The organism is Citromicrobium bathyomarinum (assembly GCF_021021475.1).
GTDB classification, from domain to species: Bacteria; Pseudomonadota; Alphaproteobacteria; order Sphingomonadales; family Sphingomonadaceae; genus Alteriqipengyuania; species Alteriqipengyuania bathyomarina.
This window is the reverse complement of the sequence record NZ_JAINWL010000002.1, coordinates 596,949-620,476: the sequence shown is the minus strand read 5'-3', so window position 1 is coordinate 620,476 and position 23,528 is coordinate 596,949. Positions and strand designations below refer to the sequence as shown.

Here is a 23,528-nt window from a genome sequence, read left to right as displayed (position 1 = left end):
ACAAGCTGGGAGAGGTAACAGGTGCCGCCCTTCGCCCGGCTGCTAGATTTCGACGCGAAACTATAAGAACGAAACAGAGAGGGGCTTTCATGGCCGACCCGCGCAAAGCCTGGAACTGGCTCGCCATTCCGCCCGCGCACCACGCAGACAGCGACTGGCGGGACACGACAATCGCCAAGCGCGCGCAAGAACTGGCGCAGGCCGACCCCGGCTTCATCGCGATCAGCGACGAACGCCGCGACCTCACCCGGCGCGAGTGGCTGGACGAGGCGCGCGCGTTGGCCGCTGCGTTGCAGGACCGCGGCTATGCGGCGGGCGATGTTATCGCCTTCCAACTGCCCAACTGGCACGAGACTGCCGTGATCGATCTCGCCGCGGCGCTGGCAGGGCTGGTGATCGTCCCGATCGTACCGATCTACCGCGATGCCGAAGTCGGCCTGATGCTGGCGGATTCCGGAGCCCGCGCGCTGTTCACCTGCGCCGAGTTCCGCAATTACGACTTCGCCGCAATGGCCGCGCGCGTGCAGCGGGAGCTGCCCCAGCTAGAGGATATCTTCGTCGTGCGCGGGGACGATACCGTCGGCGAAGACTACGCCTCGCTAGTACAGCAAGGTACACAGCTCGACCTCAAAGAGGTCGAGGTCGACCCGAAGGGGGTCAAGATGGTGCTCTACACCTCGGGCACCACCGGCCGGCCCAAGGGCGTGCTCCATTCGCACACCACGCTCGATCATGTGCTCGATCATAGCGCAGCGCACTGGGGGGTGGACGCGGGCGATACGCTGATCATGCCCTCCCCCGTCACGCATATTTCGGGCTTCGCCAACGGGCTGGAAATGCCGCTGGTGCGGGGCACGCGAACCATTCTGATGGAGCGCTGGGATGCGGCCGAGGCGGTCGCGCTGATCGACCGGCATCGGGTCAGCGGCACGGTGGCGGCAACGCCATTCCTGGTCGAGCTCGCCGATACCGCACGCAAGGCGGGCACCCGCCTTCCTTCGCTACGCTGGTTCGCCTGCGGCGGCGCGGCGGTGCCGCCCGAACTGATCCCGAGCGCGCGCAAAGCGTTCGACAATCTCGTCGCGTTTCGCGTGTTCGGTGCCTCCGAAGTGCCGCTGGTGACCTATGGCTGGCCCGACAATCCCGAACTCGCCGCGACCACGGATGGCGAGGTCGTCGATTATCAGGTCCGCATCGTCGACGGCGAGGGCCGCGATCTGCCGCCGGGCGAAGAGGGTGAGATCCTCGCCCATGGCCCTGCCATGATGCTCGGCTATTCGGACGAGGAGCAAACCCGCGCCGCAATCGACGAGCGCGGCTTTTTCCGCACAGGCGATCTGGGCCGCTTGACCGCCGATGGCGCGCTGACCGTGACCGGGCGCAAGAAGGATTTGATCATCCGCGGCGGCGAAAACATTAGCGCGGTCGAGATCGAGGACGTCTTGCGCACCCACCCTGGCCTGCAGGATGTGAGCGTGGTGGCAATGCCGCACGATCGCCTTGGCGAAGGGGTCTGCGCCTACTGCATCGCCGGGGACGAACCGCCCGCAATCGGCGATCTGGTCGATCATGTGATCAATTCAGGCCTCGCCAAACAGAAGATCCCCGAGCGGTTCGAGTTCGTGACCGACTTCCCGCGCACGGCGAGCGGCAAGGTGCGCAAGGATCAGCTGCGCAAGGACATCGCCCGCAAGCTCGCCGACGCCTAGGCGGGCCTGCGGGCGGCGCGTCTCAGTTCGCCGAGGCCGCCTCGATCGAGGCCTGCATCTCTTCCTGCGTCGGGTTGCCGCGCAGGCACAGCCCGCCGTTTACCTGCAGGTTCTCGCCGGTCATGAAACAGGCATCGCTGGCGAGGAAAACAGCCGCTTCGGCAACGTCTTCTGAGGTCCCCCACCGGCCCAGCGGATAGCCTTTGCGGAAGCTCTCGAACAGGCCGGGCACCTTGGCAGCGTCCGCGTTCATCGGCGTGTCGGTGAGACCGGGAGAGATCGAATTGGCGCGCACGCCCTCGACACCGAACTCGTTGGCGACGCACCGCACGACATGATCGGTCCCGGCCTTGGTCCCCATGTAGGCGGCGTGATTTTCCAGCATGATGACGGCGGTGGCGGAGCTGATCTGGATGATCGAGCCGCCCTGCCCGCCATGGCTGCGGGCCATCTTGCGCAGCATCGCCTGGAAGAACTGGTATGGCCCGATGAATTGCAGCGCCGTCATCTGGTCGAGCGTTTCGCGGGTCGTGTCGAGGAACGGCTCCAGCAGGCCCCAGCCGGTGGAATTGACCGCAATGTCGATCCCGCCCATCTGCTCCATCGCCGCATCGGCCAGCTCGGCAAGGCTGCTTTCCTGCGTGATATCGCACGCGTGCCATACAGCGCCGGTGTCCTTCGCGAAGTCTTCCAGCACATCGGCCTTGCGGCCCGAGACCATTACCTGTGCGCCTTCATCCATGAACCTGCGCGCCATCACCTGGCCCATGTTGTCCCGGCTGCTCGCGCCCAGAATAATCGCCCGCTTGCCTTCCAGCCGTTTCATATCCGCTCTCCTGCTTTAGTTATCGGATCGAGCGTATCAGAGCCCCGGAAGCGCCGGGCCTGTTACAAAACGCAGTGGTGTGCACCGGCCCGCTCGAACACGGTGGGATGGAGATAATCTCAAGCAATTTTCCGGGAGACGACAATGGACCTGCAACTCAAGGGCAAGAAGGCGATTCTGGTCGGTGCAAACGGCGGCATCGGGCGGCAAGTCGCACACGTGCTCGCCGAAGAAGGCTGCGACGTCGCGATTTGCGGACGCAGCGCGGACAAGGTTTCCGCCACCGCCAAGGAATGCGAAGGCAAGGGCGCGAAGGTTTATTCCGAAGCGCTCGACGTGACTGATGCGAGCGCGGTGCCCGCTTTCGTCAGCAATGCCGCAGACGCGCTGGGCGGGTGCGACATCTTCGTCAGCTTCACCTCGGCCAACCCGGGTGAGGATACCGACGAGGCATGGCAGACCATTCTGGCGACCGACGTGCTCCCGATGCGGCGCGGGATCGAGGCGGCTCTTCCGCATCTCGAAAAATCCGGCGCGGGTAGCGTGCTGTGCATCAGCTCTACCGGCGCGGTCGAGGAGTTCATGGGCGTGCAGCCCTACAACGCGTTGAAGGCGGCGGTGATGGCCTATTCCTCCGCCCAGTCGCAGGCGCTCGCGCCCAAGAACATCCGGGTCAATTGCATCACCCCGGGCCCGGTGTGGACCGAGGACGGCCCGTGGCCCCAGATCAAGGAAGGCATGCCCGATTTCTTCGGCCAGATCATGGGCCAGATGCCGCTGGGCAAAATGACCGACGGCACCGAACTGGCCAAGGCGATCGCCTTCGTCGCCTCGCCGGTATGCTCCACCATGACCGGCGCGAACATCGTGGTCGACAGCGGGATTACCAAGCGCAACCAGTTCTGATTGCGCGCACCGCCGGGCGAGCCGATCCTCAGTCGAGTGCGAGGATCAGCTTGCCCGTGTTGGCGCCGGAAAACAGCCGCATGAATGCGGGATAGGCATTGTCGATCCCGTGCTGGATGTCTTCGTCCATCACGACCTCGCCGCTGGCGATCCACTTGGCCATCTGCGCCCCGCCCTCGGCAAAGCGATCGACATAGGCAGAGATCAGGTATCCGTGCAGCGTCGCCTCCTGCGCGAGCACCTGCCACAGGTTGCGCGCGCCGTGCTTGGTCTCGCTGTTATACTCGCTGATCAGACCGCACAGCACGATCCGGGCATGCTTGGCGAGGTTCATCAGTTCGGCATCGAACACGGTTCCGCCGACATTCTCGAACACGATATTCGCGCCATCGGGCGTGACCTCGCGGATCGCGTCGGCCAGCTGCTCCGTGGACTTGCCGCGATAATCGACCGCCGCGTCATAGCCATAGCGCTCGACCAGCCTTGCGCATTTGTCAGGTCCGCCAGCGATGCCGACCGTGCGGCAGCCGTGGATCTTTGCAATCTGCCCGACCACCGATCCGACCGCGCCAGCCGCGCCGGAGACCAGCACGGTCTCGCCCGGCTGGGGCTTCGCGACTTCGAGCAGCCCGAAATAAGCGGTCAACCCGACCGCGCCGAAAGCAGAAAGGAACCGAGAGGGGCTGTCGACTGCCGAGACATCGACCTTGGCAGTGAACCCGTCGGGCACCACGGCGGAATATTCCTCGATCGCGTTCAATCCCATCACCCAATCGCCGGGCGCATAATCGGGATGATCGCTCGCGTGCACCTGCCCCACGGTCGTCGCCCGGACGGGATCGTCCAGAGCGATCGGCGGCATGTAGCTGGGCGCGTCGTCCATCCATCCGCGCTGTGCAGGATCGAGCGAGGCGAAGTGGTTGCGCAGCACGAAACCACCCGCGGGCGGGGCCGGAATTGCGGCGCTTACCAGCTCGAAATCGGTCTCCACCGGCTCGCCTTCAGGGCGGCGGCGGAGAAGAAAACGCTTGTTATCGGTCATGAATATCTCCCCTTCCCATTCCTCACAAATAGGCTGTGCAACGGCACCTCTACCAATTGTCAGTTCAAGTCGGACGGCAGCTCAGGGAAAACACTGAGGTTGAAGCCATCGGTGAATGGCGAACTCACGAGGGGATTAGAGGATGACTGTTTCGACCTATCGTACGGTCCTGGCAACCGCGCTGGGCACCTCCGCCTTGATGTGGGCGATGCCCGCGCAGGCACAGGCGCAGACGCCGCAAGACGATTCGCCCGATGGCTATGTCGGGAACCAGGCCGATGACAGCGACATGGATGGCGAGATCATCGTTACCGCCCGCCGCCGCGACGAAGCGCTGCAGGATACGCCGGTCGCAATCACCGCGATCAACACCCAGACGCTGGATAATCGCGGCACCACGACCATCGGCGATATTCAGGGCCTGTCGCCCAACCTGCTGATCACCAACCAGAACAGCGGCGCGGCTGCGGCGAACCTCTCCATTCGCGGCCTCACCTATGCCGACGTCGAGAAATCCGCCGAACCGACCGTGGGCGTCGTGATCGACGGCGTATTCATCGGCACCAGCACCGGCCAGTTCCTCGACTTCTTCGATATCGAACAGGTCGAAGTGCTGCGCGGCCCGCAAGGCACGCTGTTCGGCCGCAACACGATCGGCGGCGTGATCAACATCCGCCGCACCCGCCCGACCGGCCAGTTCGGCGTCAAGGCCGAAGCAAGCTATGGCGAGTACGGCACCTTTGCGACCCGCGCGGTCGTCAACACGCCGATGCTCGGCGATACGGTGTCGGGCAAGTTCTTCTACTTCCACACCGAATCCGACGGCTATTACACCGATTACTACACCGGCGACCGTCGCGGCGGGAGCAACAACGAAAACTATGGCGTAGCGATCAAGGTTGGTGATGGCGGCCCCTTCGAAGCCCTGCTGACGCTGGAACAGCAGGAACAGTCCTTCGACGTGGTCAACGCGCCGATCACCGAGACGGGGGAAGTCTTCTGCGGCTTCATGCCCGCGATCGAATGCAATCGTAACACGACGAGCGACCTGTACACGGTCTTCACCGAGCCTTTCAAATCGACCTACAAGGCCCCGGCAGGTACGCTGGAGATGAACCTCGATCTGGGCAGCCTCGCGCTCACCTCGATCACCAGCTATCGCAAATCGGAAGAGAACCAGGGCCAGGATTTCGACGGTTCCAGCGTAGATCTGTACAAGGTCCGCCGCCTTCAGAACTACGACCAGTTCAGCCAGGAGCTGCGCGCCGCCGGCAACTTCACCGACAATTTCGATTTCGTGATCGGTGGGTACTATTTCAACTCGAACTACGACCTGATCCAGTACACCTCGGTCTTCGGGTTCCAGCCGGGGGTCGATGCGAGCACCACGGACAACAATCCGCAATCGGTTATAGGCTCGGTGGAAAGCTTCGCCGTGTTCGGCGACTTCAACCTCAGCCTGTCGGATACGGTCCGCGTGTCGTTCGGCGGACGGTACACGACCGACACCAAGGAGCTCAGCAACGGGTTCGCCCAGACCGGGCTCGTCGGCCAGGGCGAAGCCACGTTCAAGAAATTCACCCCCAAGCTGGGGGTCGACTGGCGGCCCAACGAAGATCTGATGGTCTATGCCAGCTATTCGCAGGGCTTCCGCTCGGGCGGGTTCTCCCCGCGTGCAGCGACGGCCGCGACCGCCAGCCGCCCCTACGAGCCCGAGGTCGTCGACAGCTTCGAACTGGGCACCAAACTGAGTTTCGGCCGCACCCAGTTCAACTTCGCCGGGTTCTATTCGAAGTATAATGACCTGCAGGCGAACACGACCATCCCCGGCGGTCCGACGGGCAACCAGACGATCACCGACAACGTCGCCTCGGCAACCATCTGGGGCCTGGAAGCGGACTTCACGTCGCGTTTGACCAGCGAGCTGACCATCAATGGGGCCCTGGGCTATCTCAACAACGAGGTCGACGGGTTCATCGTGGGCAACGTCTCGCCGGTGAACGGCAACATCATCCCGTTCGACTATTCGAACAACAACCTGATCTACAACCCGAAGATCACCGGCTCGATCGGCGCGACCTACGACCAGCCGACCAGTTTCGGCAGCATGGTCGGCAACGTCACCTTCCGGTACATCGATCCGTACGATCAGCAGATTTCGCTCGGGCCGCTCAGCGGCGACCTGGCCAACGGGCCGGTGATCGTGAACGGAAACGACCCGCGGGTTCGCTCCGATGCGCAGACCCTGCTCGACGCCAGCATCCGCGCGAATTTCGAAATCGGTGGCGCACGCGCCTATGCCTCGGTCTTCGTGCGCAACCTGCTCGACGATCGCGGACCGAACGCCGCGTTCACCGTGGCCGGGCTGTTCTCCTTCTCGTCGGCCCGCGAACCGCGCATCTTCGGCGCATCTCTCGGCTTCGACTTCTAACCCAGACCCATCCCAGCGAGGCCGGGCATCGCGCCCGGCCTCTTTTTTATTCCGCTAGGAGGAAATCATGACCAAACGCCTCGATGGCAAGATCGCACTCATCACCGGCGGCGCGTCGGTCCCCGGTCTGGGCAGCGCAACCGCGCAGCGCCTCGCCGAAGAGGGGGCGAAAGTCTGCGTGACAGACATTGATCTCGACGGCGCGGAAGCGGTCGCCAAAGGCATCCGCGATGCGGGCGGCACCGCGATGGCGCTGAAGCAGGACGTCGCCGATGAAGCCGACTGGGACAGCGTGCTCGACCGGATTGCGCAGGAATGGGGCTCGCTCGACATCCTCGTCAACAATGCCGGGATCGCCGTACTGCGCCCGATCGAGAACCTGACCAGCGCGGACTGGAACAAGCAGCTGACCGTCAATCTGGACAGCGTGTTCTTCGGCACGCGGCGCGCGGTGGAGATCATGCGCAAGGCCGGGAAAGGCGGCTCGATCGTCAACCTGTCGTCGGTCGCCGGGCTGGTCGGTGTGCCCGCCTGTTCCGCCTATGCTGCGGCCAAGGCCGGGGTGCGGATGTTCGGCAAGACCATCGCGATCGAATGCGCGCGCGACAACATCCGGGTCAATTCGATCCACCCGGGGATGATCGACACCAACATGCAGAACGTCGCGAAAGCGGACAATGCAGAGCACTTCGATGCGGTGGTCGACTCGATCCCGATGGGCCGGATGGGCGATCCGGTCGATATCGCCAATGCAGTGCTGTTCCTCAGCTGCGACGAAGGTCGCTATGTCACCGGGACCGAACTGGTGGTCGATGGCGGGATGACCGCTCAGTAAGCTAGCTCATGACGCACAAAAAAGGGGGCGCGCCGGGATCGGCTGCGCCCCCTTTTTCCTGTTCGCACAGGATCAGTCGATCGCGACGATGACCTTGCCCGACTTGTCGCCGGTCAGCATGCGCCGGAACGCCTGCAGCGTGTTTTCGATGCCGCGCGTCTCGTCGATATCGCCGACCAGCTTGCCCTCGTCGTACCAGGTGCGCAGTTGCGGGTAGTAGTCGTAGCCCTGGGCCAGATAGTCGGGCAGGAAGATGCCCTTCACGGTCAGGCGCTTCATCAGGATCTGGTCGAACCGCGCCGGGCCAGCCTCGCCGCTTTCGCTGGTATAGCCCGAAAGCAGCCCGCAAATGCCGATCCTGCCGCCCAGCGCCATGTTGGGTAGCGCCGCATCGAGGATCGGGCCGCCGACATTTTCGAAATAGACGTCGATCCCGCCATCGATCTTCGCGATCTCTTCGGCGACATTCTGCCGCTTGTAGTCGATCGCACCGTCGAGCCCGAGCGTGCCCGTCAGCCACTCGCACTTCTCGGGCGAACCGGCGATGCCGTAGACCTTGCAGCCCATGTTGCGCGCGATCTGGCAGGCCGCTCCGCCGGTCGCCCCGGCAGCTGCGGAGACGAGCACGGTCTGCCCTTCCTCAAGACCGCCGATCACATCGGTCAGCCCGCACAGCGCGGTCATGCCATTGAGACCGAGCACGCCGAAATGCTGGCGGACATCGTCGATATCCGCGTCCAGCTTGGTCAACCCGGACAGCGCCGGGTCGACCGTGCTGTGGGTCGCCCAGTCGCCGAAGCCGCGAACCAGGTCGCCCTCTTCGAAGGCATCGCTGCGCGAAGCCTCGACGCGGCCGATAAACTGGCCCTGCATCGTCGCGCCGAGCGGGATCGGCGGTGAATAGCCGTCCTCCCGCGCGCTCATCCACACGCGCACGCCTGCATCCATGGAGAGGTATTGCGCGGCAACCCGCACCTGCCCCTCCGCCAGTTCGGGCAGGGTTTCTTCCTGCAAAGACAGTGCGGCTTCGTAATCGTGCCCTTCGGGCCGCGCATCGAGACGCCAGTGGCGACGGGTGCTCATCGCCTCAGCACCCCTTCGGCTGGATTTGCTTGTGAATATTGCGGAAGCTGCGGCGCGAGAACACCCAGCGTCCGTCCACCTTCACGCATTCGTCGTCATAGGCTCCGCGATCGCGCACGGTATTGTCGCCCTGGTCGTAGACTTCTGCGGTCCAGCTGCGGACCTTCGCATGGTCGCCGTCGATCTCGATCGCGCCGGGCCAGGCCTGGAACATGATGCCGGGATATTGCTCCATCGCCGATTTCCACAGGGCGACGATGTTGTCGCGGCCTTCCTGCGGCGGAAATTCGGGGTAATCGGGCATTTCCCACCGGGCGTCTTGCGACCAGCAAGCCCCCCAATCATCCGCGTCGCGCCGCGTCACCGCGTCCGCATAGGCTTCGATCAGCTCGCGAATAGCGAGCCGGTCCTCGACCGGGCCGGTATAGCTCATGAAATGTCCTCTCCATTATTGTCCGGCAGACCCTACAGGCTGCGAGGCCGCGGGCCAGCTGTGCAATATTGGAGGGGGGTAGCAGGCCTCAGCCTAGCTTTGGGCGCTCGCCTATCGCGGGCGGCTGATCCGGCACGGCGACCTCCAGCATGCCCTCGCTCTCGCGCGTTTCGAACATGCGCAGCGCAGGATAGGCCCCGCCGATGCACTTGCCGGTGCGCGCCTCGAACCGCGCGCCGTGGAGCGGACACATGATCGTGCCGCGACGGATACGCCCTGTCGAAAGGGCAGAGGCCTGATGGGTGCAGCAATCGTTGAAAGCGGTGAACGCACCATCCTCGCGCACGATCAGGACGTTCCATTCACCCAGCTTCGTCGCGAGCTTCCCCTCTTCGGGAAATGCGTCGATCGCAACAGCCTCAAACCACGTGGCACTCATTCATCACCCTTCCAGAACACGAACGGGCTCGCTGCCGTCCCACCCGGCCGCCGCGTCCGCAACCATGTCGTAAAAACCGACCAGCGCGGACACAGGCCGGTAAAGTTCGACCATGTGCCCAAGGCTGGCGACGGTGTCGATGAAAACGAACTGGAAGCCGTCCTCCATCGTCCCGCGAAACGCCTCCGTGTGGCCCCGGTCGGCAAAGCGCGCGACCGCAGCTTCCAGATCGTCCTCGAACAGCGCGATATGGTGCAGCCCGGTTTCCCCCTCCGCGAACATCTCGCGGAACGGAGACACGCCAGCGCTATCCTGCTGGACGAACTCCACCATCACCGGCCCCCACTGGCCATAGGCGGAGCTGTGGACCAGATCGCTGTCGGCCCCGCGATAGGTCGCATGGGCAAGCGTAATCCGGTCGAGCACGAAGAACGGGCCGGAGCCGAACAGCCGATGGTGATCCATCGCCGCCGCGCGGACATCCTCGCAGAAATACGCGATTTGCCTGACCGGACTTGCGACGTCTCCCATATCCACCGGCCTAGCAGCCACGCTTGAGCGGCACAGGCTAACCATTTCGGCAGGTGCCCGCGCGCGGGCTGATCGAAAGAATGCCCCCGATAAGAAACCGGGAGAGAGTGATGACGCACGATGAAAAGCTCAAGCTGATCGACGACCTTTACGCCGCCACCGGAGCGGGCGACTGGGAACGCGCGGAGTCCATGCTGACCGAAGACTTCTTCGCCAGCGAGGCCGATCACCTGCCGATGAAGGGCCGCTTCACCGGTCGTGGCGGGCTGAGAGAGCTCTACACGCTGGTCTTCACAATGGTCGATGCCAGCGGGATCAAGCGGATCGAGACCACCACCGGCGGCGACTACGCGGTGGTGATCCTCGAAATCCAGTTCGCGCAGGAAGGACTGGCCCCGGCGGAGACCTGCGAGATGTTCCGCTTCCGCGACGGCAAGGTGTGCGAGATCAAGCCCTATTACTACAACCCCGCCGCGTTCGATGCTGCGGTGGCGGCCAAGAAGGCGGGCAACGCCTGATCCCGCGGGCGGTAAGCCGCCTCATCGACCAGCGACATCAGCGCTTCGATTGGCGTCAGGGCACGCTGCCCGATCTCATGCTAGGCCTTGGTCAGCTTGAGGGGAGTCAGCTTACCAATGCTCGAACTGCAAAACGTCACGCACACCTATCCCAATGGAGTGCGCGCGCTCGACGATGTGACGCTGTCGATCCCGAAGGGGATGTTCGGCCTGCTGGGCCCCAACGGCGCGGGCAAGTCGACCCTGATGCGCACGGTTGCGACGCTGCAGACGCCCAGTTCGGGCAGCATCCGCTTCGGCGAGATCGACATCCTCGAAAATCCCGAGGAACTGCGCAAGCAGCTCGGCTACCTACCGCAGGATTTCGGCGTGTACCCGCGCGTTTCCGCTTACGACATGCTCGATCACATGGCGGTGCTGAAGGGCATTTCTTCCGCTTCGGATCGCAAGGCGACGGTCGAGACGCTGCTCAACCAGGTGAACCTGTGGGGCGTGCGCAAGAAGGCGATTGCGGGCTTTTCCGGCGGGATGCGCCAGCGCTTCGGTATTGCGCAGGCGCTGATCGGCAACCCCAACCTCATCATCGTCGACGAACCGACCGCCGGGCTGGACCCGGAAGAGCGTAACCGCTTCCTCAACCTGCTGGCTGAAATTGGCGAGAACGTGGTGGTGATCCTCTCCACGCACATCGTGGAGGATGTCGCCGACCTGTGCCCGCGCATGGCGGTGCTGATCGACGGCAAGATCAGCCTGCAGGGCGCACCGAAGGAACTGATCGACAAGGCACGCGGCACCGTGTGGGCCAAGACGATCGAGCGTTCCGAACTCGACGAGATGCGCGAGAAATACGAGGTGATCTCCACCCGCCTGTTCGCGGGCCAGACGATCATCCACGTCCTGTCCGACGGGGCGCCGGGGCCTGGTTTCCAGGCGGTCGAAGGCGGGCTTGAGGATGTCTATTTCTCCGCCCTCGCCAGCTCGCGCCGCGCGCCTGCCGACATCGCCGCCTGAGCGGGAGCAGCACCATGTTTGCAAAAATCGCGCTGTTCGAACTGCGCTACCAGCTGCGCAACCCGGTGTTCTGGGTCGCGACGGTCATCTTCTTCCTGCTGACCTATGGCGCGATGGCGAGTGACGACATCACCATCGGCGGGGGTGGCAATGTCAACGCCAACAGCCCCGTGGCGATCGTCACGACCCACATGATCCTGACGCTGTTCTTCATGTTCGTGACCACCGCCTTCGTCGCCAACGTGATCGTGCGCGACGAGGAAAGCGGGTTCGGTCCGCTCATCAGGTCCACTCAGGTCAGCAAGTTCAGCTACCTGTTCGGGCGCTTTACCGGCGCTTTCGTCGCCGCCGCATGCGCCTTCCTGGTGGTGCCGCTGGGGATCTGGATCGGCTCGCTGATGCCGTGGCTCGACCCCGAAACGATCGGGCCCAACCGCTTCTCCTACTACGCGTTCGCCTATTTCGTGTTCGCCCTGCCGAGCATCTTCATGGTCAGCGCGCTGTTCTTTGCAGTGGCGACCATCACCCGCTCGATGATGTACACCTACGTCGCCGTGGTGCTGTTTCTGGTGCTCTACATCGTCCTCAACTCGGTGATGTCGAGCCAGCCCGAATACCGCGACCTGGCGAGCTATATCGAGCCTTTCGGACTGGCCGCTTTCGGCAATGCGACCCGTTACTGGACTGCCGCGGAATCGAACACGCTGATCCCGCCGATCGACGGTGTTCTGCTGGCCAACCGGGCGATCTGGCTGGGCTTTTCCGCCCTCATGCTGGCACTCGCCTACTGGCGGTTCAGCTTCGCGAGCAAGTCGATCTCGGCACGCAAGGCGCGCAAGGCCGACAGGAAGCAGGCGAAACTGGCGGCGAAGGAGCCGCGGCTGGTCGACACCCTGCCCCAGCCGACGCCCGAGCGTGCCGGCTGGGCCCGGCTGGTCGCGCGCACCCGGTTCGAGATGGGGCAGGTGCTGCGCAGCCCCGCCTTCTTCGTGCTGCTGCTGATCGGCCTGTTCAACGCCTTCGCCGGGCTGTTCTTCGGCAACGAGATTTACGGCACGCCCGCACGCCCCCTCACCTTCGCGCTGATCGAGCCGCTGATGGGCACCTTCGCGCTGATCCCGATCATCATCGCGATCTACTACGGCGGGGAGCTGGTCTGGCGCGACCGGGAGCGCAAGTTCAACGAGATCATCGATTCCACCTCGGTTCCCGGGTGGTCGTACATGGTGCCCAAGACGATTGCGGTCGCCTTCGTGCTGATCGCGACCCTGCTGATCTCCGTGGTCGCGGCGATGCTGATCCAGGCCTTTCGCGGCTATACCGATTTCGAGATCGGCAAATATCTCGCCTGGTACGTGCTGCCGATGTCGGTCGACATGGTGCTGCTCGCGATCCTGTCGATCTTTATCCAGGCGCTGAGCCCGAACAAGTTCGTCGGCTGGGGCATCATGGTGCTCTACCTGATCGGCACCATCGTGCTCTCCAGCCTGGGCTTCGAGCATCCGCTGTATCTCTATGGCAGCACCGGCACGATGCGCGTGTCCGATATCAACGGCGCGAATGTCGGCTGGTCGACCGGCTGGTGGCTGCGGCTGTACTGGGGCGCGATCGCGCTGGTGCTGGCGGTGCTCGCCCACTTGCTGTGGCGGCGCGGAGCCGATGGCGCGCTGCTGCCCCGCCTGCGGCAATTGCCGCGCAGGCTCGCCTCGCCGTCGGGTGCCATCCTTGTCTGTGCGCTGGCCGTGGCCGCGCTGTCGGGCGGGTGGATCTTCTACCAGATGAACGTGGTCGACGAGTACCGCACGCAGGACGACGTCGAGGCCCAGCTGGCGGCGTACGAGAAGAAATATCTCAAATACGAAAACCTGCCCCAGCCGACCGCGACCGACATGAAGCTCGCCGTCGACCTCTATCCCGAGGAAACCCGCATGGAGGCGCGCGGGACGATCGCTTTCGTCAACAACACGGGCAGGCCGCTGGAGCAGTTGCATCTGCGGATCGCCGATTCCGACGCGGAAATCCGCTCGATCAAAGTCGAGGGCGCGACTCTCGACATGGATGACGAAGAGAACAAGTACCGCATCTACCGCTTCGATCAGCCGCTGGCCCCGGGTGCGACAGGTACGTTCACCTTCGCCACGCGGCGCTGGCAGCAGGGCATGCGTGCCAGCGGTGACGACACCCGGCTGGTGCGCAACGGCACCTTCCTGAGCAACAGCGAGTTCGTGCCGCAGATCGGCATGAGCCGGTCCGGCCTGCTGAGCGACCGGGCAACCCGGCGCAAATACGATCTGCCCGCCGAACTGCGGCAGGCCAAGCTGGAAGACGAAAGCGCGCGCAACCGCAATTACGTGGGCAATTCGCCGTGGGTCACCTCGGACATCACGGTCTCGACCGTCGCCGGCCAGACCCCGGTCGCCCCCGGCGACCGCGTGTCCGACGAGGTCCGCGGCGACCGGCGCGTGGCGCGGTTCGTGTCGAAGCAGCCGATCCTCGCGTTCTTCTCGATCCAGTCGGCAGACTACGAAGTCACCCGGCGGGTGCACAACGGCACCACGCTGGAAATCTACCACCACCCCAAACACGACTTCAACGTGGAGCGGATGCTGGACGCGATGGAGGTCAGCCTCGACTATTACGAGGCCAATTTCGGCCCCTACCAGTTCGACTATGCGCGGATCATCGAATTCCCGGGCTACGCATCCTTCGCGCAGGCCTTTGCCGGGACGATCCCCTATTCCGAAGACATGGGCTTCATCGCCGATAATGGCGATGCGGAGAGCATCGACTACGTCACCTATGTCACCGCGCACGAGCTCGGCCACCAATACTGGGCGCACCAGCTGATCAGTTCGGATCAGCAGGGCGGCACCATGCTGGTCGAAACGATGGCCCAGTATTCCGCGCTGATGGTGATGAAGCACCTGTACGGCGAAGATAACATCCGCCGCTTCCTGAAATACGAGCTGGACAACTACCTCGCAGCGCGCGGCAGCGAGGCGATCGAGGAACTGCCGCTCGAACGGGTCGAAGACCAGGGCTACATCCACTACCGCAAGGGTGCGGTGGTCACCTACCTGCTGCAGGACCGGCTGGGTGAGGATCGGGTCAATACGATGCTGTCCGGCCTGCTCGATCGCTACAAGTTCAAGGGGCCGCCCTACGCCAACGCGAACGATCTGGTCGGCGGTTACCTGTCGCTGGCGCGCAACAAGCAGGAACGCGATCTGGTGACCGACCTGCTTCAGCGGATCACGCTGTACGATCTGAAGGCGGACGAGGCCAAGGTGACGAAGCGCGCGGACGGCAAGTTCGAGACCGAGATCACCGTGGATGCGGAAAAGTTCTACGCCGATGGTCAGGGCAAGGAGCGCAAGGCGCTGCTGAGCGACGAGATCGAAGTGGGCGTGTTTGCGCAGAAGCCCGGTCTGGGCGCGTTCGAGCGCAAGGACGTGCTGGCGCTGCGCCGCTACCCCGTCCACTCCGGCTCGCAGACGATCCGGATCGTCACCGACACACGGCCGAGCTTCGCGGGGATCGATCCGTACAACAAGTATATCGACCGCAATTCGGACGATAATATCGTCGCAATCGACTAGCGATATGCGACGCTCAGCCTGCCTCTCCGCTCCCGCCTTGCGGGCTGCGGCCGAGGCAGGCGGCGTCGAGCAGCATCAGTTCGCCGTCGTGGATGATGCAGCCGGGCGCAGCGCGACGCAGGGCAGATGGTCCGCGCGCAAGCCGCGCCTGTGCCGCGCGGAACGCCGCGGGCACGACCAGATCCCACCGCTCGGGCAAGGTGCCCTGCATCAGGAAAGCACGATCGACCGCGATCACGGTGACGCCGTATTTCTCGACATACTCGTCCAGCGCCGCCTGATCGGATGAAGAAACCGCCGCCAGCGCATCCTCCAGCCGGTCCCGAAGCGGGCCGAAATAGCCCATGTGATAGGGAATCGAATGCTCTGCGCTGGCGAGCGTACGATGGCCGGTCAGCGCGGGGATGAAGTCCAGCTCCTCGCTCACCCCGCCGATCACCGCTGAATCGGGCAGGCTATCGATCCGCGCGATCGCGCCGGGATCGGCAGGGCGGGTCAGCCCCGGGGTGGGCGAGAGGAAGGATGCGACGAGGAAGGCAGCCAGCAGGCCGCCGCCCGCATAGACGCGCGCGTCGATCGCCCCTGCCCGCAGCCGCGCATCGAGCCACATGCCGGCCACCTGCCCGATCGCGATGAACTCGAGCACCGAGAGCGTGCGCTGGGTATATCGGCTGGGCAGATGAAGCGAGAACGCCAAGGCAACCGCCACCGCCCACCACGCGATCCCGGCGATCAGCACCCAGGCATAGATGAAATTGCCCGGCTCCCCGTCGACGCGGAAGGAACCGCGCCGCACTGCCGCGAAGGCGAGCCACAGCATCGGCACCAGCAGCAACATGTTGGGCAGCCAGGCCCACCGGGTCGACCAGCAGGGGACGATTTCGGGCAGCAGGCCGGTGCGCGCCTGGCACACCAGATCGACCTTGCCCGACAGGCCGACCACCGCGCTGCGTGCGAGGCCGGTGTTCATGTTCTCCATCCCCAGCGCGTCGCTGATCGTGAGGGTCGGCCTCCAGCCCTCGGTCGCGCCCGCCAGCGGGATCACTGCCGCGCCGACCGCTATCGCGCCGAGCCCGCACAGCACCCATGTCCTGAGGCTGAAATCGATCCGGAACGGCCGCCAGCCGACCCGCGACAGGCCCATCATCGTCAGGGCGACCAGCGCGGTGGTCGGGTACAGCAGGCCGAGCACGAACAGCGTCGGGATCATCTGCCACCCGCGATTGCGCAGAAGCCCGTCGAGGAACACCAGCAGCAGCGGAGCGGAAAAGGCGCGCGGTGTGGCCGAGTAGATCGAATCCTCGTGCAGTACGAACCCGGCCAGCAGCGCGGCAGCGGCAAAGGCGGCGAGCGGGCGCTGGGTCAGCGCCAGCGCGATCCGCCAGGCCATCCAGACGGAAAGGAACAGCAGCGGCACCGGCAGCAGTCTTGCGAATACCAGATGTTCGAGGCCGAGCATGTTCGCCACCGTGAACAGCATCCGGTAGGCCCACGGCCCGACCGACTGCCAGTAATCCGCCAGCAGGTCGCCGCGCATCGCGTCCGGATCATTCAGCCGCGCCATCCAGGTGAGGAACTGGCGGGCATCGTCCTGAATCGTGAGCGGCGCGTAAGTCAGCGTGCCGGGCACGAAGAAGGCAAGGTAGAGATAGATCAGCGCGGTCACGCCGGTCGCGGCGAACAGCAGGGTGCGCCAGCCGCGTTCGTCGTCGAGTGCGGGAAGGATCATCATGCGGCGCGCTCCTTGCGGACCTGGACCAGATAGTCGCCCATGAAGGGCAGGCCCGCGATTGCGGGCACGAGATAGCGCAAGGTCGCCAGCACGCCGAGCACGGCGGCGGACCCTGCCGAGAGATAGGGCGCGTACAGCAGCACGATCGCCGCATCGCGCGTGCCCACCCCCGCCATGGTGAAAGGCAGCAGGCCGGCAAGGATCGCAAGCGTGGCAAAGGCCATGTTGTCGAGGAACGGCACTCGGCCCAATCCTTGCGCGAAAAGCCAGAACTGCGCGAGATGCCCGCCCCAGATCAGCAGGCTGACCCCGGCGACCTTGGCCACGCGCCTGCGGTCGCTCCAGAACCAGCCGACCGCCTGCTGCCAGGTCTCGCCAAAGCCCGACAACCAGCGCCCGATCCGACCCGGCGCGATCCGCCCGGCGAGCGCGAGGAGCCGGCTCGCGAACCGCAAGGGCGAAAGCAGGACCATCAGCAGCACCAGCACTGCGCCGGTGCCCGCCGCAGCGAGCATCAGCCACAGATTGCCCCAACCGACCCACAGCAGTGCAAGCACGCCCCAGAACAGCAGCGCCGCCATGTCGAGCGATCGCTCCATTACCACCACGCCCACCGCAAGCTTTGGGTCGAACCCGTGGCGACCGGTCAGCGCGACCGCCTTGGCCAGATCGCCCAGCTTCGAGGGCAGCACGAGGTTGAGCGAGGATGCGCCCAGGATCAGCCGGGTGGCAGGCCACAGGCCGATCGGCGTCTGGGTCAGCATGCCGAAACGCAGCGCGGTGACCAGCGTCAGCGGCACGATCGTCGCGAGGCCCGCGGCAAGCCACCAGCCATCCGCAGCGGCCAGCGCCGCGCGGATCGACGACAGATCGACCTGCCACCAGATCAGCGCGAGCAGGATCAGGCTGACCAGTGCCCCGATCGCCTTCTTCACTGTGCCGTCTCCCTCATCGGAGGGGTACTCACCCCGCGGGCGGCGGGGCGGGCGGCTCCCGATCGCGCAGCCGCAGGTGCGCGTCCGCCAGTTCCTTGCGCTTCATATATTGCAGGTCCTGCAGCAGCCGACGATTGATCGCGAACAGCTCGCCCAGCAGGCCCGCCACCCAGAAAATCAGCGCCGCGATCAGCATCACCGCCGCGACGACCAGGCTGGGCACATGCGCGCGCTCGGTCCCCATGTAGAACAGCACCAGCCAGCGGATCATCAGACCCGTCCCAAGCAAAGCGGGCAGCAGGCTGAGCAGGAAGAACGTCTTGCCCGGCTTGTAGACGAAGAAGGACCGCAGGATCGACATCATCGAGCGGCGCACATAGTCGCGGATCGAGCGGACCAGCCGCGAAGGACGCGTCTCTCCATTCACGCCGACCGGTACGGAGACGATGCGAAAATCGCTGAGCCCCGCCTGGATGATCGATTCCAGCGTGTAGGTATAGCTGTCGAACACGTTGATCCGCAGTGCGACCTCTCGGCTCAGTGCGCGGAAACCGCTCGGCGCGTCGGCAATGTCCGTCCCCGATACGATCTGGACCACGCGGCTGCCCAGCTTCTGCAGGAACCGCTTGGTGCTGCTGAAATGCTCGATATCGGGGATCGGCCTCGCGCCGATCACGTATTGCGCCTGCCCTTTCAGGATCGGCTCGACCAGTTGCGGGATGTCGGACGCGTCGTACTGGTTGTCCGCATCGGTGTTGATGATGATGTCCGCGCCTTCGGCAAGGCCGCGCTGGACACCGGCCATGAAGCCGTGCGCCAGCCCCATGTTCACCGGCAGATCGACGATATGATCGACCCCATGCGCCTTGGCGACCTCCACCGTCCGGTCGGTGCTGCCATCATTGATGATCAGCCATTCGACCACGTCGATGCCGGGCACTTCGCGCGGCAGATCGCTCAGCGCCTCGCCAAGCGTCTCTTCCTCGTTGTAGCAGGGGATTTGAATGATCAGCTTCACAGGCGGGCTCTTTGATCGATGGGTCTCACGGGAGTGTGCGGGGCGCTAAAGCCCCTAGACCCGTTGATGGCCAGAAGAAATGTTGCCGTGATCGGCGCTCCCCCTCTATGGGCTCGCACAGTTTGGCTCAACCGGACAAAGGTAGTCACGATTTCTCTCCCAGCGCCATCACAAAGCCCGACGCCACCGATCGCCGAGGTCGCCCAGCGCCTGCGCGACAAGGTCGTGCGGCGCGCCATCTGCGTCGGCTGCGGAGCCTGCGTGGCGCTGGATGCCAGCGGGCGCTCGGCGATGGAGCGCACCGCGACCGGGCCCAAGCCTGCCTTCGCGCCCGGCACCGCGCTGCCCGAACTCGCGTGGGACGCATGCCCGGGCAAGGGCATCGACTACCCGCAGCTCTACCTAGACCATTACGGCCGGATGCCGGACTCCTGGCTGGTCGGGCACATCGTCGCGACCCGAACCGGCTATGCGGGCGACCCGTCGGTGCGCGCACGCGGTGCATCTGGCGGCGTGACCACGGCGGTGCTGCTCCACCTGCTGCAGTCGGGCCGGATCGACGCGGCAATCGTCGCGCGGCAGGGCGTGCCCGCCCCGCTCGAAGCGAGCCCGGTGATTGCGACCACGGCGGAGGAGATCCTCGACGCGGCGCAATCGGTCTACATCCCGGTCGCGATGCTCGACATCCTCTCACGGCTGGAGCCGGGCAAGCGCTATGCGATCACGCTGGTCCCCGAACAGGCGGCGGCACTGCGGCGGCTGCAGCATTCGGGGCACAAGCAGGCGCAGCAGATCGACTACGTCCTCGGCCCCTATACCGGCACCGCGCTCTACCCCGCCGCGATCGACAGCTTCGTACGCGCACATGGCGTGGCGAAGGACGATCCCGTCACCAGCTTGGAATGGCGCGCGGGCGAGTGGCCGGGCTATCTCGAGATCAAGACGCAGAGCGGCAAGGTACTGCGATCCAAGAAGGTCTATTACAACTTCCTGATCCCCTTCTTCGTCACCCGCGCCAGCCTGCAGAGCATGGATTTCGCCAACGAGTTCTGCGACCTGTCGGTCGGCGATGCGTGGAGCCCCGCGTTCGAGGCGCAGGGCGGCGGGCACTCGGTGGTCGTCACGCGCAGTGATAAGATGGAGGCGCTGGTCGAGGAGATGATCGCCGCAGGCGCGCTGGTGCTGGAGCGCGAGGACGATCTCAAGGCGACCGAAATGCACGGCCACATGATCGACTTCAAGAAACGTGGCGGCTTCATCCGTAACCAGTGGCGACGCAAGATCGGGCTGGCTGCGCCCGATTACGGCATGGAGCCAGCGACAATCCCGCCATCGCGCAAGATTGCCGAACTGGTCATTTCCACCCTGTTCGTGGTCGGCAGCACCGCCCCTGCCCGCTTCGTGCTGCGGCAGATCCCCGAGAGCGTGATCGGCCCGGTGTTCAACAAGCTGCGGCTCAGCTGGAAGAAGGCGAGCAAGCCGACCAAGCGCAAGGGGCTGGCCGATTTCCGCATGATCGTGGACGAGGAATGAGCGCGCCCGATCTGCATGCCCCACTGCTTCGCGTGGCGCAGCGCTGGATGCCGCGCATCCTGACGCAGGTGTGCCGCGACCCCACTTCCCCGCTGTTCGGCTGTGCAGACCGCAACTGGTGGCACTACAAGATCCGCGACTTCCCCTCGATCATCCTCCAGCAGGCCGGCTACGCGCTGCACGAGGCCGCGCGCCTGCCGCAGTGGCACGACCAGCGAGAGGCGCTGGAGGCCATCGCCGCCGCCAGCGCCCGGTTCTGGAACGCGCGCGCGCAAAAGCATTATGCGTTCGAGGAATATTACCCGTGGGAGCAGGGCTACCCCCCGCTCGCCTTCGCCACGCTCGCGGTTGCCAAGCTGGCGGATCAGGGCGTGGTCGCCGTGGAAGACCTGCGTGACGGTCTGCGGATCGCCGCGCGCCAGCTGCGCACCCGGTTCGAAGCGCAGGCGGGCAACCAGCAGGTCGCCGGGCTCGCCGCGCTTGCATGGATCGACAAGCTGCTGCCGCAGGATGCCGATCCTGCAGCCTTCGCGCAGGTAAAGGCCCGCACGCTGGATTTGCAGCACGCGGAAGGCTGGTTCTGGGAATATGACGGGCCGGACCTGGGCTATCTCGCGGTCACCATCGATTGCCTGTGGGACCTTTACGATGCGACCGGCGATGCGGACTACCGCGACGCCATCGCCCGCGCGCTCGGCTTCATGGCCGCGTTCCCCGCTGCCGCGCCCAACGGGGTCGGCCAGCACAACAGCCGCAACACCGATTACCTCGTGCCCTACGGCATCATCCGTTCCGCAATCGAGGGCACAGAGCCTGAGCGTGCGGACGCGGCGCGGGTCGCGCAGTGGGCGTTCGCCAGCGCCGACAGGGAGGATCACACCTACGCCGCGACCGACGACCGCTATATCTGCCACTATATCGGCCACTCGGTGATGCGCGCGCTCGCCCTGCTGGAAGGCCGGGCGGCGCTGGCTTTCGATGCCGCCGCGCCCGCGCCGCGCATGTTCGACGGATCGGGCCACTATCTGGCCGACGGCCTGATCGTCTCGCCGCGCAAGGGCGGCATCCTCACCATCAGCGGCCCCTCCGGCGAGGCGAGCGATTTCGGCTGGATCGTGGGGCGCGATGAGACGCAATATGTGTCGCACTGGTGGAGCGCGGACTGGTCGATCGAGCCGGTCGATGGCGGTATCGCGGTTGCGGGGCGGATGTTCTCCCACCGCGAGAAGCTGTCCAACCCGTTCCAGCATATCGTGCTGCGCTGTCTCGCATTCGTGCTCGGCAAGCGCCTGATCCCGATCCTCAAGCGTGTGCTGATCTTCAAGCGCGGCGGGCAATCGGAGCCGGTCCTGAACCGCAAGATCACGCATCGCGACGGCAGCGTCGAGATCACCGACCGGATAGAGGGCCTGCGCACCACCGACCGCCTGCTGCGTGCGCCGCGTGCATCCAAGCGCCACGTAGCCAGTGCCGACAGCTATCATCCGCAGGATCTGGCGCCGATCCGCGGATTTGCGCTGTCCGAAGAGCGCTCGGCTACGCCCGACGCAATCACTATCGTCACGCGCATCACCCCGTGCTAACCGCGCAGCCAAACAGGCGCACCGCCGCGCGGCCTTTTCAGGGCGCGTAGGGTCCGCCAGGAAGATTGCGGGACGAGGGAACAACCGATCGCACAGACCGAGCCTAGCGCGAAGACCGCGGTCTTCGATTCAGACCGGACGGGTGGCAAGGCCGCCGGTCTGCGGGTCGCGCTGTTCTCGGGAAATTACAACATGGTTCGCGATGGCGCGAACAAGGCGCTCAACCGGCTGGTGCGCTACCTGCTGGAGCATGGCGCGCAGGTGCGGGTCTATTCGCCGACCATTGCGGAGCCTGCCTTCGCGCCTGCGGGCGATCTTGTCTCGGTCCCCTCCTTCGCGATCCCGACGCGCAAGGAATACCGCCTGGCACTGGGCCTGCCTGCCGCCGTGCGCGAAGACATCCGCGCCTTCGCGCCCAACGTGGTCCACCTGTCCGCGCCCGACCGGCTCGGCCGCCAGATGCAGACTTTCGCCGCCGAGATCGAAGTGCCGGTGGTGGCCAGCCTGCACACACTGTTCCAGACCTACTTCACCTATTACGGGCTCGACATCTTCCGGGGCTATGCGGAGCGTTATCTCGACCGCTTCTATGGCCGGTGCGACATCGTGCTCGCCCCCAACCCCTACCTTGTCGAGGAACTGCGCCAGACGACGCAGCTTGGCGATCATGTGCATACCTGGAGCCGCGGCGTCGACCACAAGCTGTGGAATCCCTCACGCCGCGACCCAGAATGGCGCCGGGCCAAGGGCTATGCGGATGACGAGGCGGTGCTGCTGTTCTTCGGGCGGCTGGTGAAGGAAAAGGGCATCGACGTGTTCGAAGAGGTTGTGAAGACCCTTCGCGAGCGTGGACGCAAGGTCCGCCCGCTGATCGTCGGCGCCGGGCCTGCGGGCGACGATCTCGCCGGGCGGATCGGCGAGGCCGTGTTCACCGGCCATGTCGAGGGTGAGGAACTGGCACGCGCGGTCGGCAGCGCGGACATCCTCGTCAATCCGAGCATCACCGAAGCGTTCGGCAACGTCAATCTGGAAGCAATGGCGTCCGGCCTGGCGGTGGTCAGCGCGGATGCTCCGGCAGCTCGGGCGTTGATCGAGGATGGCAAGAACGGACTGATCGTGCCCCCGCGCGATGCCCGCGCCTATGCCGATGCGATCGAGCGGCTGACGGACGCCCCCGCCTACCGGAAAACCCTCGCCGATGCGGGGATCGCGTTCAGCGAGCGCTATCACTGGTCGGCGATCCTCGACAATGTCATCGCCAGCTATCGCCAGGCGATTGCAGAGGGCCCGCACCTGCGCGACCCGAAGGTTGCGGCAGTCGCGGCAAAGCGCCGCGCGGCCTTCGCGGCCTGACGCCGACCGGG

At 65.0% G+C, this 23,528-nt stretch carries 19 protein-coding genes; 10 read left to right on the top strand and 9 right to left on the bottom strand.

Translation table 11 applies throughout. From position 1 onward, the window contains the following. Positions 1-89 precede the first annotated feature (89 nt). Positions 90-1,709 carry an AMP-binding protein gene (locus tag K7H93_RS10870; RefSeq protein WP_230783617.1) on the top strand — a complete coding sequence of 540 codons (1,620 nt, stop codon included), beginning with the start codon at positions 90-92 and terminating at the stop codon, positions 1,707-1,709. 22 nt (positions 1,710-1,731) lie between these two features. Here the strand turns inward: K7H93_RS10870 and K7H93_RS10865 are convergent, their stop codons facing one another. Then, positions 1,732-2,535 (bottom strand): SDR family NAD(P)-dependent oxidoreductase, encoded by an 804-nt coding sequence (locus K7H93_RS10865; RefSeq protein ID WP_230783616.1) that lies wholly within the window; start codon positions 2,533-2,535, stop codon positions 1,732-1,734. A gap of 144 nt (positions 2,536-2,679) precedes the next feature. On the opposite strand from K7H93_RS10865, the gene K7H93_RS10860 reads away from it, so the two are divergent. Then, entirely contained in the window at positions 2,680-3,441 is a 762-nt protein-coding gene (locus tag K7H93_RS10860) for an SDR family NAD(P)-dependent oxidoreductase (protein ID WP_010235077.1), read from the top strand. A 28-nt stretch (positions 3,442-3,469) separates the two neighbouring features. Here the strand turns inward: K7H93_RS10860 and K7H93_RS10855 are convergent, their stop codons facing one another. Continuing rightward, entirely contained in the window at positions 3,470-4,483 is a 1,014-nt protein-coding gene (locus K7H93_RS10855; RefSeq protein ID WP_230783615.1) for an NADP-dependent oxidoreductase, read from the bottom strand. Between the two features lie 142 nt (positions 4,484-4,625). On the opposite strand from K7H93_RS10855, the gene K7H93_RS10850 reads away from it, so the two are divergent. Together K7H93_RS10850 and K7H93_RS10845 are read left to right on the top strand one after the other, a co-directional pair. Continuing rightward, positions 4,626-6,914, top strand: coding sequence for a TonB-dependent receptor (locus K7H93_RS10850; RefSeq protein WP_230783614.1), 2,289 nt, complete (start codon positions 4,626-4,628; stop codon positions 6,912-6,914). 67 nt (positions 6,915-6,981) lie between these two features. Beyond that, positions 6,982-7,749, top strand: coding sequence for an SDR family NAD(P)-dependent oxidoreductase (locus K7H93_RS10845; RefSeq protein WP_230783613.1), 768 nt, complete (start codon positions 6,982-6,984; stop codon positions 7,747-7,749). 72 nt (positions 7,750-7,821) lie between these two features. On the opposite strand, the gene K7H93_RS10840 is transcribed toward K7H93_RS10845, so the two are convergent. From K7H93_RS10840 to K7H93_RS10825, 4 genes are all read right to left on the bottom strand, one after another. Further along, the gene (locus K7H93_RS10840) at positions 7,822-8,832 is read right to left on the bottom strand and encodes an NADP-dependent oxidoreductase (RefSeq protein WP_230783612.1); all 1,011 of its coding nucleotides are present in this window, start codon (positions 8,830-8,832) and stop codon (positions 7,822-7,824) included. Positions 8,833-8,836: 4 nt separating this feature from the next. After that, a complete protein-coding gene (locus tag K7H93_RS10835; protein WP_054525108.1) occupies positions 8,837-9,265 on the bottom strand; it encodes a nuclear transport factor 2 family protein in 429 nt (142 codons plus the stop codon). Between the two features lie 88 nt (positions 9,266-9,353). Then, positions 9,354-9,704, bottom strand: a complete 351-nt coding sequence (locus K7H93_RS10830; protein WP_230783611.1) for a Rieske (2Fe-2S) protein — start codon at positions 9,702-9,704, stop codon at positions 9,354-9,356. A 3-nt stretch (positions 9,705-9,707) separates the two neighbouring features. After that, entirely contained in the window at positions 9,708-10,235 is a 528-nt protein-coding gene (locus tag K7H93_RS10825) for a VOC family protein (protein WP_230783610.1), read from the bottom strand. Between the two features lie 110 nt (positions 10,236-10,345). Here K7H93_RS10825 and K7H93_RS10820 point away from each other — a divergent pair, with 110 nt between their 5' ends. The 3 genes from K7H93_RS10820 to K7H93_RS10810 all read left to right on the top strand — a co-directional run bounded on the left by K7H93_RS10820 (position 10,346) and on the right by K7H93_RS10810 (position 15,363). Next, entirely contained in the window at positions 10,346-10,753 is a 408-nt protein-coding gene (locus K7H93_RS10820) for a nuclear transport factor 2 family protein (protein ID WP_010235062.1), read from the top strand. Positions 10,754-10,870: 117 nt separating this feature from the next. After that, a complete protein-coding gene (locus K7H93_RS10815) occupies positions 10,871-11,764 on the top strand; it encodes an ABC transporter ATP-binding protein (protein ID WP_010235060.1) in 894 nt (297 codons plus the stop codon). Positions 11,765-11,778: 14 nt separating this feature from the next. Then, on the top strand, positions 11,779-15,363 hold the full coding sequence (locus tag K7H93_RS10810) for a M1 family aminopeptidase (RefSeq protein WP_230783609.1): 3,585 nt from the start codon (positions 11,779-11,781) through the stop codon (positions 15,361-15,363). Positions 15,364-15,376: 13 nt separating this feature from the next. Here K7H93_RS10810 and K7H93_RS10805 read toward each other — a convergent pair whose 3' ends face one another. Genes K7H93_RS10805 through K7H93_RS10795 form a run of 3 tightly spaced genes read right to left on the bottom strand, consistent with a single transcriptional unit; the run spans position 15,377 to position 19,048 of the window. Further along, positions 15,377-17,095, bottom strand: coding sequence for a hypothetical protein (locus tag K7H93_RS10805; RefSeq protein ID WP_230783608.1), 1,719 nt, complete (start codon positions 17,093-17,095; stop codon positions 15,377-15,379). Continuing rightward, positions 17,092-18,030: a lysylphosphatidylglycerol synthase transmembrane domain-containing protein gene (locus K7H93_RS10800; RefSeq protein WP_230783607.1), complete on the bottom strand. Its 939-nt coding sequence runs from the start codon at positions 18,028-18,030 to the stop codon at positions 17,092-17,094. Before K7H93_RS10800 ends, K7H93_RS10805 begins: the two co-directional genes overlap by 4 nt. A gap of 28 nt (positions 18,031-18,058) precedes the next feature. Further along, the gene (locus K7H93_RS10795; protein WP_010235053.1) at positions 18,059-19,048 is read right to left on the bottom strand and encodes a glycosyltransferase family 2 protein; all 990 of its coding nucleotides are present in this window, start codon (positions 19,046-19,048) and stop codon (positions 18,059-18,061) included. A gap of 225 nt (positions 19,049-19,273) precedes the next feature. Between K7H93_RS10795 and K7H93_RS10790 the strand changes: the two genes are divergently transcribed. The 3 genes from K7H93_RS10790 to K7H93_RS10780 all read left to right on the top strand — a co-directional run bounded on the left by K7H93_RS10790 (position 19,274) and on the right by K7H93_RS10780 (position 23,517). After that, positions 19,274-20,581 carry a Coenzyme F420 hydrogenase/dehydrogenase, beta subunit C-terminal domain gene (locus tag K7H93_RS10790; protein WP_230783606.1) on the top strand — a complete coding sequence of 436 codons (1,308 nt, stop codon included), beginning with the start codon at positions 19,274-19,276 and terminating at the stop codon, positions 20,579-20,581. Further along, positions 20,578-22,164 carry a hypothetical protein gene (locus K7H93_RS10785; protein ID WP_230783605.1) on the top strand — a complete coding sequence of 529 codons (1,587 nt, stop codon included), beginning with the start codon at positions 20,578-20,580 and terminating at the stop codon, positions 22,162-22,164. Before K7H93_RS10790 ends, K7H93_RS10785 begins: the two co-directional genes overlap by 4 nt. Before the next feature lie 192 nt (positions 22,165-22,356). Then, on the top strand, positions 22,357-23,517 hold the full coding sequence (locus K7H93_RS10780) for a glycosyltransferase family 4 protein (protein ID WP_230783604.1): 1,161 nt from the start codon (positions 22,357-22,359) through the stop codon (positions 23,515-23,517). The last annotated feature ends 11 nt before the right edge of the window (positions 23,518-23,528 follow it).